The organism is Marinobacter fonticola, assembly GCF_008122265.1.
GTDB classification, from domain to species: Bacteria; Pseudomonadota; Gammaproteobacteria; order Pseudomonadales; family Oleiphilaceae; genus Marinobacter_A; species Marinobacter_A fonticola.
Genome location: NZ_CP043042.1, coordinates 2,071,466 through 2,086,004, shown reverse-complemented (window position 1 = coordinate 2,086,004; position 14,539 = coordinate 2,071,466). Strand labels below are relative to the sequence as shown.

Genomic DNA, 14,539 nt, shown 5'->3' with positions numbered 1-14,539 from the left:
TTGGACACGGCAAATCCGACGTCGAATTGTTAGGCGTCGTTCAAAGGGCCCCGCGTTTCAACAGGTAGATATCCATAATCCAGCCATGCTGCCGACGCAGCTCAGAGCGCCGCTGCCTGATCGAGTCACCGACATCACCGAGCCAACCGTCGATCAGGCATTGCTTGTCCATACCCAGGTAGGCGCCCCACCAGATGTAGATGTCTGCAGGCACGAGCGCTTCGAAAGCACCGCCGCTATCCAGCATGACAGCAACCGCGCTCACGCCGTCAGGCCAGCCGCGTTCGCGTAAACACCGGCCCGTCGTAATCTGCACTGGTTCGGCCAGGGTGTTCAGAGGGATGCGATGCTCAGCCGTCAGGACCTGTAAGCTGGTAATGCCCGGTACCACCTTCACCGCCACTGCCATACCGGACTCTTCTACACGCCCGGCAATACGCAGGCTGCTGTCATACAGCGATGGATCGCCCCAGATCATTAATGCAGCGCGACCGCCTTCGGGCAAATAACGCTTAATCAGCTCTATCCAGACTCTGGAAATAGCACGATGCCATTCATCCACCGCATCCAGATAGTCTTTCTTCTCATCCCGGCTGGGTAGATCGAACTCGACAATTCGGGCGGCACTGCCCGGCTCAAGCAACGACCGGCAAAGCAGTCGCCGCAGATCCACCAGATCCGATTTCGATTCTCCTTTGCGCGGTAGCAGAATCAGGTCAGCGGTGTTCAGCGACCGGACGGCAGCCAGGGTCACATGATCCGGATTGCCGGTACCGATGCCGATCAATGACAGCTCGATCATGCGTCTTCCCCGGATGTGTCCGCGAATGGCGATGCGGCGGATTGGGGCCTGAAGCGGCGGTCGTAATCAAAAGAGTAAAGGCGACTGTCCTGAAAATCGGCTGAGGCCAGCGCCGGTCCGACGAGAATCAGCGCTGTTCGGTTCATGCCATCGTCAACGGCAGACTCGATATCGGCTAGGCAACCGCGCACCACGCGTTCATCGGGCCAGCTGGCTCGCCAGACAACCGCTACCGGGCAATCCTGCCCATAAAACGGCATCAGATCCGCGACGACCTGTGCCAGGTTATGGATGGATAGATGAATCGCCAGGGTGGCGCCGGTACGCGCAAAGTTCGCCAGCGTTTCGTCGACCGGCATGGCGCTAGCCCGACCCGGCGTGCGGGTCAGGACCACCGACTGGGCGACACCCGGCAACGTCAGCTCGTTACCCAGGCTGGCCGCCGCAGCGGCGAAAGATGGGACACCCGGCGTGATGGTGTACGGAATCGTCAGTTCCCGCAGTCGCCTCAGCTGTTCGCCCATCGCCGACCAGACCGACAGGTCGCCGGAGTGCAGCCGGGCAACATCCTTGCCCTCGGCATGGGCACGGCGAACCTCTCCGATGATGTCATCCAGGGCAAGCGGCGCCGTGTTAATCACTCGCGCATTTTCAGGACAATGCGTCAGCACCTCTTCCGGCACCAGGGAGCCCGCATAGAGACACACCGGGCACGCGGCAATCAGGTCTCGGCCTCGCAGCGTCAACAGGTCCGGTGCGCCAGGTCCGGCGCCAATGAAATGTACGGTCATATCGCGTTTCCTTCAGCCACGGCACAGGTCGCCATCCGATCTGCCGAGATCACTCGGGGCCCCAGCAATTGCGCGCCCCTCCCGGCCGCCGCCAACGCCGTAGCTTCGGCGACACTGCCGATGCCTTTTTCCCGCAGGCTGGCCTGGGATTGGGTCAAGGTGGTGACGGACGAGAGCGCGGATTCGTCGACCATCTCCACCGGCAGATTTCGATGCTTTCCCAATGCCTTTACGCACGCTGATTTTGCGGCACTGGCCGCCAAACAGTCGACATTGCCATAAGCTTGGATGGCCAAATCCAGAGCATCAGCCAGGGAGGCCAAGCTTGCCGCCCGGCGATAACCGAAGCCGGCCATTTTCATCGGGTTACCCGCCACTGGACGATGGGATAACTGGCACTCCAGCCACGACGGCGGCCAATGGGCGTCGCTTCCGCCAGTTCGATACGGCAAAGGTCGCCGCCTTTCGAGTCATGCCACTGGGCCAGTATGGCTTCGGATTCCAGGGTCACGGCATTCGCGACAATGCGCACACCTTCTGGCAGGTATTGCCAAAGCGCTTGGAGCAACTCGGACGTCAACCCGCCCCCAATGAACACCGCATCCGGCAAGGGCTGGTTTTCCAGCGCACCGGGAACGGCGCCTTCGACCACCTGCAGCCAATCCACGCCCAAGGCCCGCGCATTGCGTGTCGCTCGAGCCGCCCTTTCTCCTGAGCGTTCGAAGCCGATAGCCTGGTTATCCGGGTGTCTAAGCAGCCACTCGATAGCCACGGAGCCCGATCCGGTGCCGATATCCCACAGCCGCTCACCGGCGCGTGGGGCCAGTGCGGACACGGTCATCGCCCGAATCCGCTGTTTGGTGATCTGGCCGTCGTGTTCAAAAAAATCATCCGGCAAGCCCGGTGTGAGCGGGATGGCCGGCCCTTTTCCGGATACCTCAAGCCCTACTGCGACAGGGTGCTGTATATCGGCGGGCGGAGCGCCGTCCGACCCAACGAAGCGTATCCGTTCCCGTTCGCCCCCAAGGGCTTCGAGGATATGCAACGTCGACCGTCCGAAACCGTATGCGTTGAGCAACTCAACCAGCTCAGTCACAGCTTCACCGTCACGCAGCAGCACCAGCAGCCGGCGACCCGGTTGGAGGTAGGGGCGAATTCGCGTTAGCGGCGCGGCATGCAAGCCGAGACACGGGGTGCGTTCCAGTCCCCAGCCCAGACGGGCCGCAGCCAGACTGAATGTGGACGCTGCCGGGAGTGCCTGCCACTCGTCGGAGGAAAGCTCGCGGGCCAGTACCGTACCCGCGCCAAACCAGAACGGATCCCCGGAGACCAGCATCACCACACGACGTCCCCGTTCCGCCAGCAGCAAGGGAATACCTTCGGCAAACGGCACCGGCCATTCGCGGATGTCGCCACCAATCTTAGGCAGCCACTGCAGGTGACGCTTCGCGCCGAAGACAATCTCCGCCTGTTCCAGCGCGTCTTTGCTTGCCGGAGTGAGACCGCTTATGCCACTCTCCCCCCAGCCCACGATAGTCAGCCAGGGAGCGTACTCTACGTCAGCCATCATGAAAGTCCTGATTCTGGGCGGCACCACCGAAGCCAGCGCACTGGCGCAGGCCCTGGCGACCCGCACCATTCCCGCCATTTTTAGCTACGCTGGCCGTGTCGCAAGCCCTAAAAGCCAACCGGTTCCGGTGCGTGTGGGCGGTTTCGGCGGCGTCGACGGCCTGGCCGCCTACCTTGCAAATAGCGCTATCACCCATATCGTCGACGCGACCCATCCCTTTGCCGAGCAGATGAGCAGGCATGCGGTGCTCGCGGCCGAGAGAACGGGAACGCCTCTCGTCGCCCTCTCCCGACCGCCCTGGCAACCGGTCCCCGGCGACCGCTGGCACCCTGTCAGCGGTATCGATAAAGCCGTTAGTTCGTTGACCGGCCCGGGCCAACGAATCATGCTGGCTATCGGGCGTATGCATCTGGACGCCTTTCAGGCACAGCCTCAGCATCACTATCTCTTGCGGCTTGTCGACGAGCCGGATGCGCCTCTGCCCCTGCCCGACTACACGGTCACCATCGACCGAGGCCCATTCACGGTGGCCGGCGATCTGGCCTTGCTGCGTGAACATTGCATCGATCGCGTCGTGTGCAAAAACGCCGGTGGCGAAGGGGCCGCGGCAAAACTCACTGCCGCTCGCCAGCTTGGGTTGCCCGTGCTGATGATCGACCGTCCGGTGTTGCCGGAACGCCACGAAGTCCACGATGTCGGCGCGATACTGCATTGGCTGGATCACGGCGCGGATCTAGGTGTGTAGACGAACGGCTCTCCGTCGCGCTCGATGACGCGGGTCAGGCTGGAACCTACGATAACCAGTGTCCGCATATCCGCCATCTCCGGCTGGGCATCCCCCAGCGTGGTAACCCGTACCGACGCCTCCGGAGTGGATACAGCGCGGGCGAACACGATGACCCGCTCCGGTCCGCAAGCATCACGCAGGCTGTTCAGTGCCTTGGCAAAGCCTTCGGGCCGGGCCTTCGAGCGCGGATTATAGAACGCCATGGCAAAATCCGCTTCAGCCGCCAGGCGCAGTCGTTTCTCGATCAACGGCCAGGGCTTGAGGTTGTCCGAGAGGTTGATGCAACAGAAGTCGTGTCCGAGCGGCGCACCCACACGGGCGCTGGCCGCCAGCATGGCAGAAATGCCCGGCAACACCCGGATATCGAGCTGACGCCAGGCAGAATCGCCCGATTCCAGCGCCTCGAAAATCGCCGCCGCCATGGCGAACACCCCCGGATCGCCCGATGACACAACCACCACCTTTCGGCCTGCCGCTGCCATTTCCAAAGCATGGGCCGCCCGCTCGATTTCCTGACGGTTGTCGGAACTGTGACGGGCCAAGCCGTCTCGCGCTGGAACGCGTTCGACGTAGGGTGTGTAGCCGACAATATCGGTTGCCTCAGCCAGCACCTGGCTGACCTCCGGTGTCACCAAAGCCTCGTCGCCCGGCCCCAGGCCAGCTATAACCAATGATCCGCTCACGGTCGTCTCCCGTTACCATGAATAAGCAGGATCGAAAAATAAGGTACGGTCTCGCCCGCCTCCCGGAACGGGACAACCCGCTCTTCCGCCATGGCGGCGTATTCGATCAGCCAAGCCTCGTCGGTGCGACCAGTCTGCTCCAGTGCCCGGCGAACCTTGTCCAGATTGCGCCCGATCTTCATCACCACCAAGGCGTCGGTCCTGGCGATGCGCTCCGCCAAATCCGCCTCCGGTAAGGTGCCCATGAGCACCGTCATGACATCGTCGCCCCAGGTCACCGGCCTGCCCGTAGCCGTCCAGGCGGCGGACATGCCCGTGATTCCGGGAACCACGGAAACTGCCACCCGTCCGTTCAACCGGGTGTACAAATGCATGAAGGAACCGTAGAAAAACGGATCGCCCTCGCAAAGCACCACAACGTCTTCCCCGGATTGCGCAATTTCGACTAGACGCCTGATGCTGGCTTCATAGAACGCTGCCAACAGTTCGTTGTAACGGGGATCGCTGACAGGAATTTCCGTGGTGACCGGATATTCCATCGGCAGTTCGACTGCCGTATCCGCCAGCATGCCCTCGACGATGCCCCGCGCATGGCCGGTCCTGCCTTTTTTGCGAAAATAGGCAACATGACGCGTGTCGCGGATCAACCGGTCTGCCCGCACACTCATCAGATCCTGGGCGCCCGGTCCTAGGCCCACCCCGTAAATTCTTCCCATCTTCATTCTTTTCGATCCGCGATTGCGTTGACTGCGGCGACGGTAACGGCACTGCCGCCGAGGCGCCCACGTACGATGCAGCAGGGCGCCACTTCTTTTTCCCAGAGCGCTTCTTTAGATTCGGCGGCGCCGACGAAACCGACCGGGCAGCCGATAATCGCGGCGGGACGCGGGCAGCCTGGATCTTCCAGCATGTTCAGTAGATGAAACAGCGCCGTCGGGGCATTACCGATAGCCACAACCGCGCCCTCCAAATGCGGATGCCAGAGTTCGACGGCAGCGGCTGAACGGGTATTGCCCATCTCCCGGGCAAGGTCCGGCACGCCCTCATCCCAAAGCGTGCAAACGATGCGATTGCCTGCGGGCAGCCGGGCGCGGGTGATCCCTTCCGAGATCATGCGCGCATCGCAGAGAATCGGCGCGCCCTGCTCCAAGGCCGAACGGGCCGTCACAACGACATCGTCGCGAAACAGAATGTGGGCGGCCAGCTCGACCATCCCGGCGGCGTGGATCATGCGCACCGCCACCGGCTCTTCGTCGGGTGAAAAGCGCTCGAGCGCGGCTTCACGCCGGATAATGGAAAACGACTCCCGGTAAATCGCCGGTCCGTCCGTTTCATAGACGTGAGGCATCAATTCACTCCGAAATAGGTTAAAACTTGAGATTCGGTCAAATCGGCAACATCCGGTGTCCCATCCGCACGACCGCGAAAAACAAGCTGATAGCGGCCACCCTCGCCGACCACGCACACATCGGCGGCTTGGCGCCGGGCGCAGCCCTTGGTACAGCCGGAAACATGCAGGCGCCCTGCTACGCGACCGCTGAGTTTGCCCGCCAGGTCCCGCGTTGCGACCGACGCCTGCTCGCAATAAGGCGCACCGGGACAAGCATCGGTGTCCAGCTGCGGCGCGTTGCTGTCGGCAAGTAGACCCGGAACTCGACGGATTTTCCCGCCTTCGACGAGGAGCCGCCGCCAGGGCGTTACGCGAATGCCAGTGACCGTCGCTGTCGCAACCACGGCACGCAGCGCTGCCGCGTCAACCTGACCGAACGTCAGTCCATAAACGGCGCCCATCAGGTGTTGGCCCAGAGGCAAGATGGAACGGCCAGCCGCCGGAACCGCTGTCGCAGGCGCCCAGTCCGGCAGCGGTTCTCTATGCTGCCGCATCCGGCCCGAATTAGCGCCGCCGGACCCCACGAACCAGTGAGCCAGGTCGATCATCAGATCGATTGCTTGTGGCCCGGATCCGACAGCCGTTCCCATGGCACGGCCATCGGCGCGAACCAGCAATTGACCGCCAGTCGTCCGCTCGACCCGGAAATCCGCCGAGTCTTCTGCCAGGACGGGCGCGTTGCCAGCATCGATAGCGAAGCCCATTTTTGGGGGTAGCTCCGGCAGCTCCGCCAAGCGTTCGCGCAACTGTTGAGCCAGTTGATCGGTATCGTCACCGGCCTGCCAATCCGGAGCGAGCAGCATATTGCGACGCCCTTCAAGAGCAGGATCGGTATCGACGAGACGGGCTTCCAGCAGCGCGTCCATCAGCGGTGCCCAGTCGTTGTCGGCCACGCCGCGCAGTTGCAGGTTTGCGCGGTTGGTTAACTGGATGATGCCGTTGCCGTAGGTTTCCGCAGCCTCACAGAGTGCCAGAACCTGTTCCCGGTCCAGCGCAGCGTGGTTGGGCCTGACCCGCACCAGCAAACCGTCACCGGACGGCATGGGGCGCCAGGCACCCGGACACCACCCCTTGACCAGCGCTCTAGCGACCATGGCTGACAGCTCCTGCATCGCTTGCGGCCACTTCATTGGCTTCGTCCAACGCCAGCAGCAGGTCCTGAAGCGCTTCGGCATGGTCTCCGGGCTCGCGCCAGAGGCCACGCTGCACGGCTTCGAGCAGCCGCTCTGCCATTTCTTCCAACGCCGAGGCGTTATGCTCGCGCAGGAATTGCTGGTTCCGTGGATCGAATACCAGTGCGTCGGTGACTTGAGCGTACTGGTAATCGGCCACCAGATCGGTGGTCGCGTCGTAGGCGAACAGGTAGTCGACGGTCGCCGCCATCTCGAACCCGCCTTTATAGCCATGCTCGCGCATGGCCTCGATCCACTTCGGATTCAGCACCCGGGAGCGGATCACCCGGTTCAGCTCTTCCTTGAGGGTGCGAATACGGGGCTGCGCCGGATTGGCGTGGTCCGCATGGTAGATCGACGGCGATGCGCCGCTGAGACTGCGGGTGGCATTCGCCATGCCGCCCTGGAATGCGTAATAGGTGTTGGAGTCGAGAATGTCATGCTCGCGGTTATCCTGGTTCTGCAGTACCGCTTGCAACCCGGAAAGTTGGTACTCGAAATCCGCTCGCGCCTCGACACCGGTTTCCGACGCCTGACCGTAGGCGTAGGCGCCCGCGCCAATGTAGGCTTCCGCCAGGTCGTCCGGGGTCTCCCAATGACGGCCGTCGATCAGGCGATTGAGGCCGGTGCCATAATTCCCGGGCTTGCTGCCGAAGACGCGGTAACTGGCCTGACGAAAGGCGTCGAGCTGGCCGAATCCCTGGGACTCAAGCTCCCCCTGACGGGCGCGGATCTGATCGCGGATCACGTTGTCCTCGCCCGGCTCCTCATAGCGGGCAACCGCCTGGACAGCAGCGTCGAACAGCCGGATGACATTCGGGAAAGCGTCACGGAAAAACCCCGACACCCGTAGCGTTACGTCGACCCGGGGGCGCTGCAGCAGCATGGTGGGAATCACTTCGACATCGATTACCCGTTGCGAGCCCAGCGACCAGATCGGCTTCACGCCCATTAGCGCCAGTGCCTGGGCGATATCGTCGCCGCCGGTGCGCATGGTGGCTGTACCCCAGATGGACAGGCCCAGCCGGCGCGGGAAATCGCCATTATCCTGCAGGTAACGCTCAATGAACGATTGGGCGGATTTCTCGCCCAGCTGCCAGGCCGCAGACGACGGAATGGCCCGATTATCGACGGTGAAAAAGTTACGCCCCGTGGGCAGCGTATCCAGACGACCCCGGCTCGGCGCGCCACTGGGGCCCGGCGGGACAAAGTAGCCACTGAGCCCGTCTAGCAGCGACTGGATTTCCATGTCGGCGCCACGGCTCATCGCCGCCAGCACCCTGTCCCGGGCGTAACCGCAGAGTTTTGCGGTTGACGGGTAATTCTCCGCAAGCTCGTCCAGTGGCTGGCCGTCCACAACAAAATCGCCGACGATCTGGTGAGCGAGCAACTCAAGGCGCTCTCGGGTGTCGGCCCCGGTGCGCCAGGCCGCGTCGCTGAGCTGCTTCAGCACCTCTGGGCGCGGCCCTTGCCAAATCCCGGCATTGGCGGCCAGCGGATCAAATACCCCGTCCGGCGAAAGGACCAGATCGTCCACCAGATTATGCAAGATGCCCCGATACGCCACCTCGCTGCCCCGTGGCAGGCGCAGTAGCGCGACTAGCGTACTGGTGAGTTTTTCGCTATCCGGCAATGTGCCAAGAATATGGAGACCATGGCGTATCTGGGCTTCCTTGATGTCGCAGAGGTAGGTATCCAGATCGTTCAGCAGCGTTTCATCGTCATACTTGGGCAGCATTTCATCGCCACACTGGGAAGGCTCCGTGGCGTGACTCAACTCCCGATCGATGCCCGTCTGGCGCAGGTGACCAAGGATCGTCTTGCGTAGCAGATCTTCCCGGCGCGGATCCATCCCCAGTGCCTGGTAGTACTCGTCCGTTAGGGATTCCAGTTCTGCCATGGCGCCGTAGAGTTCGGCGCGGGCCATGGGCGGCATCAGGTGGTCGACGATAACGGCCTGTGAGCGTCGCTTGGCCTGGGCGCCCTCACCCGGATCGTTGACGATAAACGGATAGAAGTGCGGCAGCGGGCCCAGGGTAATATCCGGCCAGCAATGGGCGGACAACGCCGTGCTCTTACCCGGCAGCCATTCCAGGTTGCCGTGCTTGCCGACATGAATGACCGCATCGACCCCGTAGTGTTCACGGAGCCAGACATAAAAAGCCAGATAGCTGTGGGGCGGCACCAGATCGGTATCGTGATAGCTCTGGGTAGGATCGTCGATAAAATCCCGCTCGGGCTGGATACCGACAAAGGTTTCGCCCAAACGGATACCCGCAATCATCAGTCGTCCGGAGCGGCACTTGGGGTCCTGCTGCGGAGGCCCCCAGCGTGCCCAGATGGCTTGTTGGGCAGACAACGGCAGCGTTTGAAACCACGCAAGATAATCATCAACCGAAATACTTTGCCAGCAAGGCCGCTGGGCCAGGCTGCCGTGAGCATTGGTGACGGCTCCCTGCAGGGCCTGAATCAGTTCGTCGCCGTTTTCGGGTAGATCCTGCACCGGGTAGCCGGCAGCTCGGAGGGCGTTGAGAATCTTGACCGTGGAGGCCGGCGTATCCAGACCGACACCGTTACCGATGCGGCCGTCCCTATTTGGATAATTGGCGAGGATAAGCGCCAGGCGTTTATCGGCATTCGGTTTGGTGCGCAACACGCAGAAACGCCGGGCCAGCTCGGCCACGAAGACTGCACGCTCCGGCTGAAGCACATGACGGATCACCGACAACTGGCAACGTTCGCTGTAGTGATCTTCCGCCTTGAAGCCAATTGCCCGGGTAATGATCCGCCCATCCATCTCCGGTAGGACCACTTGCATTGCCACATCGCGGCTGCGCAACCCCCCGGTCTGGGCTTCCCAGTCATCCTCTGTGCTACTGGATAGCATGGCCTGTAGCACGACCGGACGACCGATAAACAGGCCGTCGGCTTCGGTACCCGTTAGCGCGTCAATATCCTCCGGGCCACGATTGACGGAGAAGCCGGTAGTATTAACCACCAGCATCGCACCGGTCTGATCGATCAGGTGATTGACGTACGCCAGGCAAGCCTCTTCTTTGAGGGAAGCCACGGCGACGGGCAATGGGTTCAGTCCCTTGCCCTTCAAGGCTTGCACCAACCCGTCGATGACCTGGGTATTGGCGCCCTGCAGGTGACTGCGATAGAAGGCCACCAGGCATACGGGGCGATCCGGCGTCTGGCTGGCCCGCCATTCAGTCAGGGTTATTTCGCGACCGCCGGTGGCTGCCGCGGGTGCGTATAGCAAGGCATCGGGAATGGCTCTTGGCTCGCGCCATTTATCAGCTCGTTCAAGGCACTGGTCACCCACGAACCGCAGGCACTGTTCGGCATTGTCGGCACCACCCTCTCGCAGGTAGCGCCAGACACGCCATGCCGTATCGAACGGCACCGTCGATGCCTTAAGCAGCTCGTCGTCACGGGCATCGCAGCCGGGGACAACAATGAGCTGACGTGCCTCCGATGTCGATCTCGATGTCAATGCCCATGCCAGCAAACGCTCGTAGCCGTATTGCCAATAGGACGTGCCGCCCATGAGCGACACGATCACCAGCCGAGCGTCGTCCAGCACCCGGTCTTCGTAGAGATCGTAAGCTGCCGGCTTGACCAGGTTCATCCAGTTCGCCAACCGTACCGAGGGATAGCCGTCATCCATCCGTTCCACCGCCTGCGACAGGGCCGACAGGCTGCTGTCGGCGGCGGAGAGGATCACGATATCGCCCGGGGTCTGCTGCAGATCGACAATGCCTTCGTCGTCGACAAAGCCTCCGGGTTTGGCCGCGAACAGATGCATCAGGCCGCCGTGGTTTGCGCAGCGGTCAGGGCATCCTTGAGCTTCGCGGCATCGAACCCCTTGCCGATAACGACCAGTTGCGTCTGGCGTTGCTCTTCTTTACCCCAGAGCCGGTCGAAATGCGTATCGAGCCGCTGGCCGACGGCCTGGACAACCTGACGCATCGGCTTGCCCGGCAGCGCCGCGAAACCCTTGGCGCGATAGATCTGGTAGTCCTTGAGGAGCTGTTTCAGGGTGGTGGCGAGCCGCTCGCCGTCGACTTCGCCCAGCGTAATCACGCAGGAATCGAAATGGTCATGGGCGTGATCGTGATGAGCGCCCTCGGCATGGTAGCGGTCGTGGTGATTGTCGATCCCGTCGATGGTGTTCTCGCTGGCGGCGGCGATGCCCATCAGGGCTTCCAACTGAGCCGTATCCTCGGCGAGAGTCTGCTTGTCGATAAACAGCGTCTTGACCGACGCCGGCACGCGCTGCTGCACCACGTCTTCAACCCGCTTGCGCTCGTCATCGCTCAGAAGGTCGGTCTTACTGACGATGACCAGGTCGGCCGCGCCCAGTTGATCGTCCAGCAGTTCTTTCAGGCTGGGATCGTGATCCAGGTTTTCATCCGCCCGACGCTGGGCTTCGACCTTGTCGACATCCGCCGCGTAGCGTCCAGCGGCGACGGCGGGGCCATCCACCACGGTGATAATCGCATCGACCGTGCAGTGCTGGCGTACGTCCGGCCAGTTGAAGGCCTGCACCAAGGGCTTGGGCAGCGCCAGGCCGCTGGTCTCGATCAGGATGTGATCGATCTGATCGCGACGCTCGACCAGCTTCTTCATGACCGGCAGGAACTCTTCCTCAACCGTGCAGCAGATACAGCCATTGGCCAGCTCGTAGATGCCGCTTTCCTCGCCTTTGACCGGTGTGTCTTCCTCGCACCCCAGGGAACAGCTGCGCAGCACGTCCGAGTCAATATCCTGCTCGCCGAATTCATTGACGATCACAGCAATGCGCTTGCCGGTGACCTGGCGCAGGATGCTGGCCAGCAGTGTGGTTTTGCCACTTCCCAGGAAGCCGGTGACCACCGTGGCGGGTATCTTTTTCAGTTGCATCGTCAGGCTCCTTGAATCGGTTGGCGCTCGGCCCCGGCGGGCTCTTTCACAAATAGCTTGGCCACGGCCGCGGGATTATTGGGGAAATACAGGTGGAGATAGGACGCCGTCAGACGCCGTTCACGAAAGATAGCCTCGCCCGGCGCGGGATGCCGCTGGCGCTGTCCGTAGGCGATAGGGTCCGGCGTGCCCTGGCTGACCGAGCGGTGATGCGCATGGCCACGAATGGGACCTTCGGGCAGATGGGCGGTCTGCATACCCTGGCAGCCGCGCCGGCCTCTCATGGCGCCCTGCCCGGACAGCAGCCCCAGCATTTCGTGGGTCTGGCCGTCGTAATCCGTCAGGGTCTCGAGGCAATACAGCAGTCCGCCGCATTCAGCCAGTATGGGGTTATCCGCTGCGAAGAATGTCTGGATTGCCGCTTTCATCGGGTGGTTGGCCGCTAATTGAGACCCGTAAAGTTCGGGATAGCCGCCGGGCAGCCAGAGGGCTTCACACGCGGGAAGCTCGCTATCGTAGACGGGAGAGAAAAACCGCAGATCCGCACCCATCGTCTGCAACAGGTCCAGATTGGCCTGATAGATAAAACTGAAGGCCGCATCCCGCGCAACACCGATGGTGACGCCATCAAGAGCCCTGGGCGGTTTTGTCGTCTCATTGACTGGCGCCAGGAACGTCACCGGTGGTAACTGCATCAGTTTCTCGGCCAGGCCAGCGGTTTGCAGTACTCGTGCCCCGGCTTCGAAACGCCCTTCTAATTCATCCCGGATTTCATCGGCCTGAACCAGCCCCAAATGCCGTTCCGGCAGGGCCAGCTCCGGATCTCTGGGCAGGGTTGCCAGCAGCGGCAGAGTATCGGGCAGCGCGGATTCAATCAGTTCACGGTGGCGCTGGGAGGCGCAGGCGTTGGCAATCAGGCCAGCGATGGTGACGTCATCCCGGAAATTGGCCATACCGGTGACCAGTGCGGCAGCCGTCTGCGCCATGCCCTTGACGTCCATCACGATCACCATGGGCAGGTTGAAGCGCGCGGCCAGGTCGGCGCTGGACGGTTCGCCGTCGAAGAGCCCCATGGCGCCTTCGACGATGATCAGGTCCGCGTCCCTCGCCGCTTCGAACAGACGCTGACGGCAATAGGCTTCGCCAGCCATCCACAGGTCAAGCTGATCCACCGGCTGGCCGGAAGCCTGGGCCAGAACCAATGGGTCCAGATAATCCGGACCGGTCTTGAACACCCGCACGATCTTGCCCTGATTGCGCAACAGACGGGCCAGGGCTGCGGTAACGGTCGTTTTTCCCTGTCCCGATGCCGGCGCCGCAATAAACACCGCCGGACAAAGGGCTTGGCCTGGGTTGGTGCTCGGGTTGGTCGCTGAACCCTCCATCAGAACTCGATCCCCGCCTGGGCCTTAACGCCACCGCGGAAGGCATGGCGTTCGTCCTGCACGGTACTGATGGTATCGGCGAGGGCCTGCAGCGGCTGGGCCATGGTGCGGCCGGTAATGATCACGTTCTGGTGATGCGGGCGCTGCTGCAGCGCCTCGACGATAGGCTCCGGTTCCAGATAGCCGTACTTGAGCATGTAACTCATTTCGTCGAACACGATCAGTTGGTAGCGCGGGTCCTTGAGCAGGCCTTCCGCTATGGCCCAGGCGGCCTGGGCGGCTTCGATGTCTTTCTCCCGGTCCTGGGTTTCCCAGGTGAAGCCATGGCCCATGATGTGCCAATCCAGCGCCGGGTGTTCGCGGAAGAACCGATATTCGCCGGTTTCCCGACGACCTTTGATGAACTGGATAACCGCACAACGGTAACCATGCCCCAGTGAACGGGCGAGCGTGCCGAAAGCCGAGCTGCTCTTGCCTTTACCGTTGCCCTTCAGCAGGATCAGTACGCCCCGCTCTTCGGACGCTTTCGCGATGCGTTCGTCGACCACGTCCTTCTTTTTCTGCATGCGGTTTCGATGGGCGCTATCGTTCACGATGCCTCCATGGCGGGTAGCGTCCGGTAGGCCGCGCCCAGCTGTTGTGCGATGACGCTCGCGCGTCCCCGCTTGACCGCGCCCTGTTCCGCATCGATCACGATGCAGTCTCCCAGAGGCGGTACGTCGGTTACGGAATGGCGAATGCGTCCGTCGGTGATGAGATAGGTGCGGATCTTCAGGCCGGGCTCCCGGCGCTGCCATTGGCGAATGACGCGACTGGCCTTGATGAGCGCGTCCCGCAACGGGGTACCGCCGCCACCGGGAAGTGCATCCAGTTGGGTCAACATGTCCTTGGGCGCGCGTCGACGCGGCAGAATGTTGGTTACGCGGTCGTTACCGAATCCCATGACCGCCATCTGGTCGCGGCTACCGTAGGCCCTTCGCGCCAGATTCTGGACCAGCCCTTTTGCACGCCCGAACAGCTGACGACCCAGGGTCGACCCTGACGTATCCAG

13 protein-coding genes and 1 pseudogene are annotated in these 14,539 nt (G+C 62.3%); 1 reads left to right on the top strand and 13 read right to left on the bottom strand.

The annotated features are described in order from the left end of the window. Window positions 1-40: 40 nt before the first annotated feature. Genes cobF through cbiE form a run of 4 tightly spaced genes read right to left on the bottom strand, consistent with a single transcriptional unit; the run spans window position 41 to window position 3,163 of the window. Window positions 41-802, bottom strand: a complete 762-nt coding sequence (gene cobF / locus FXO11_RS09255) for a precorrin-6A synthase (deacetylating) (protein WP_148862714.1) — start codon at window positions 800-802, stop codon at window positions 41-43. Beyond that, window positions 799-1,593, bottom strand: coding sequence for a precorrin-4 C(11)-methyltransferase (gene cobM / locus FXO11_RS09250; protein ID WP_148862713.1), 795 nt, complete (start codon window positions 1,591-1,593; stop codon window positions 799-801). The genes cobF and cobM overlap by 4 nt, the downstream gene beginning before the upstream one ends. Next, window positions 1,590-1,955: a cobalamin biosynthesis protein gene (locus tag FXO11_RS09245; RefSeq protein ID WP_148862712.1), complete on the bottom strand. Its 366-nt coding sequence runs from the start codon at window positions 1,953-1,955 to the stop codon at window positions 1,590-1,592. The genes cobM and FXO11_RS09245 overlap by 4 nt, the downstream gene beginning before the upstream one ends. Beyond that, window positions 1,952-3,163, bottom strand: coding sequence for a precorrin-6y C5,15-methyltransferase (decarboxylating) subunit CbiE (gene cbiE, locus FXO11_RS09240; protein WP_202980312.1), 1,212 nt, complete (start codon window positions 3,161-3,163; stop codon window positions 1,952-1,954). Before cbiE ends, FXO11_RS09245 begins: the two co-directional genes overlap by 4 nt. On the opposite strand from cbiE, the gene FXO11_RS09235 reads away from it, so the two are divergent. Next, window positions 3,162-3,908, top strand: coding sequence for a cobalt-precorrin-6A reductase (locus tag FXO11_RS09235; RefSeq protein WP_148862711.1), 747 nt, complete (start codon window positions 3,162-3,164; stop codon window positions 3,906-3,908). The genes cbiE and FXO11_RS09235 overlap by 2 nt on opposite strands. On the opposite strand, the gene cobJ is transcribed toward FXO11_RS09235, so the two are convergent. The 9 genes and pseudogenes from cobJ to FXO11_RS20430 all read right to left on the bottom strand — a co-directional run. After that, on the bottom strand, window positions 3,884-4,633 hold the full coding sequence (cobJ, locus tag FXO11_RS09230; protein ID WP_148862710.1) for a precorrin-3B C(17)-methyltransferase: 750 nt from the start codon (window positions 4,631-4,633) through the stop codon (window positions 3,884-3,886). The two genes, FXO11_RS09235 and cobJ, sit on opposite strands and share 25 nt — an antisense overlap. Next, window positions 4,630-5,355 carry a precorrin-2 C(20)-methyltransferase gene (locus FXO11_RS09225; RefSeq protein ID WP_148862709.1) on the bottom strand — a complete coding sequence of 242 codons (726 nt, stop codon included), beginning with the start codon at window positions 5,353-5,355 and terminating at the stop codon, window positions 4,630-4,632. Before FXO11_RS09225 ends, cobJ begins: the two co-directional genes overlap by 4 nt. Further along, window positions 5,352-5,981, bottom strand: a complete 630-nt coding sequence (locus tag FXO11_RS09220; protein WP_148862708.1) for a precorrin-8X methylmutase — start codon at window positions 5,979-5,981, stop codon at window positions 5,352-5,354. The genes FXO11_RS09225 and FXO11_RS09220 overlap by 4 nt, the downstream gene beginning before the upstream one ends. Beyond that, on the bottom strand, window positions 5,981-7,153 hold the full coding sequence (locus tag FXO11_RS09215; protein ID WP_227546098.1) for a hypothetical protein: 1,173 nt from the start codon (window positions 7,151-7,153) through the stop codon (window positions 5,981-5,983). Before FXO11_RS09215 ends, FXO11_RS09220 begins: the two co-directional genes overlap by 1 nt. Beyond that, a complete protein-coding gene (gene cobN, locus FXO11_RS09210) occupies window positions 7,107-11,006 on the bottom strand; it encodes a cobaltochelatase subunit CobN (RefSeq protein ID WP_148862707.1) in 3,900 nt (1,299 codons plus the stop codon). Before cobN ends, FXO11_RS09215 begins: the two co-directional genes overlap by 47 nt. Then, window positions 11,006-12,103, bottom strand: coding sequence for a cobalamin biosynthesis protein CobW (gene cobW / locus FXO11_RS09205; protein WP_148862706.1), 1,098 nt, complete (start codon window positions 12,101-12,103; stop codon window positions 11,006-11,008). Before cobW ends, cobN begins: the two co-directional genes overlap by 1 nt. 2 nt (window positions 12,104-12,105) lie before the next feature. Continuing rightward, the gene (locus FXO11_RS09200) at window positions 12,106-13,488 is read right to left on the bottom strand and encodes a cobyrinate a,c-diamide synthase (RefSeq protein ID WP_148862705.1); all 1,383 of its coding nucleotides are present in this window, start codon (window positions 13,486-13,488) and stop codon (window positions 12,106-12,108) included. Beyond that, window positions 13,488-14,081 (bottom strand): cob(I)yrinic acid a,c-diamide adenosyltransferase, encoded by a 594-nt coding sequence (cobO, locus tag FXO11_RS09195; protein WP_148862704.1) that lies wholly within the window; start codon window positions 14,079-14,081, stop codon window positions 13,488-13,490. Before cobO ends, FXO11_RS09200 begins: the two co-directional genes overlap by 1 nt. Next, window positions 14,078-14,488, bottom strand: a pseudogene (locus FXO11_RS20430) (magnesium chelatase); the annotation flags it as partial. The gene cobO and the pseudogene FXO11_RS20430, both read right to left, overlap by 4 nt. Window positions 14,489-14,539 lie beyond the last annotated feature (51 nt).

Excerpts from the sequence above, each read along its gene's own strand:
- cobF (WP_148862714.1), bottom strand. The coding sequence starts at position 802 with ATGATCGAGCTGTCATTGATCGGCATCGGTACCGGCAATCCGGATCAT.
- cobM (WP_148862713.1), bottom strand. The coding sequence starts at position 1,593 with ATGACCGTACATTTCATTGGCGCCGGACCTGGCGCACCGGACCTGTTG.
- FXO11_RS09245 (WP_148862712.1), bottom strand. The coding sequence starts at position 1,955 with ATGAAAATGGCCGGCTTCGGTTATCGCCGGGCGGCAAGCTTGGCCTCC.
- FXO11_RS09235 (WP_148862711.1), top strand. The coding sequence starts at position 3,162 with ATGAAAGTCCTGATTCTGGGCGGCACCACCGAAGCCAGCGCACTGGCG.
- cbiE (WP_202980312.1), bottom strand. The coding sequence starts at position 3,163 with ATGATGGCTGACGTAGAGTACGCTCCCTGGCTGACTATCGTGGGCTGG.
- FXO11_RS09225 (WP_148862709.1), bottom strand. The coding sequence starts at position 5,355 with ATGAAGATGGGAAGAATTTACGGGGTGGGCCTAGGACCGGGCGCCCAG.
- FXO11_RS09220 (WP_148862708.1), bottom strand. The coding sequence starts at position 5,981 with ATGCCTCACGTCTATGAAACGGACGGACCGGCGATTTACCGGGAGTCG.
- FXO11_RS09215 (WP_227546098.1), bottom strand. The coding sequence starts at position 7,153 with ATGAAGTGGCCGCAAGCGATGCAGGAGCTGTCAGCCATGGTCGCTAGA.
- cobN (WP_148862707.1), bottom strand. The coding sequence starts at position 11,006 with ATGCATCTGTTCGCGGCCAAACCCGGAGGCTTTGTCGACGACGAAGGC.
- cobW (WP_148862706.1), bottom strand. The coding sequence starts at position 12,103 with ATGCAACTGAAAAAGATACCCGCCACGGTGGTCACCGGCTTCCTGGGA.
- FXO11_RS09200 (WP_148862705.1), bottom strand. The coding sequence starts at position 13,488 with ATGGAGGGTTCAGCGACCAACCCGAGCACCAACCCAGGCCAAGCCCTT.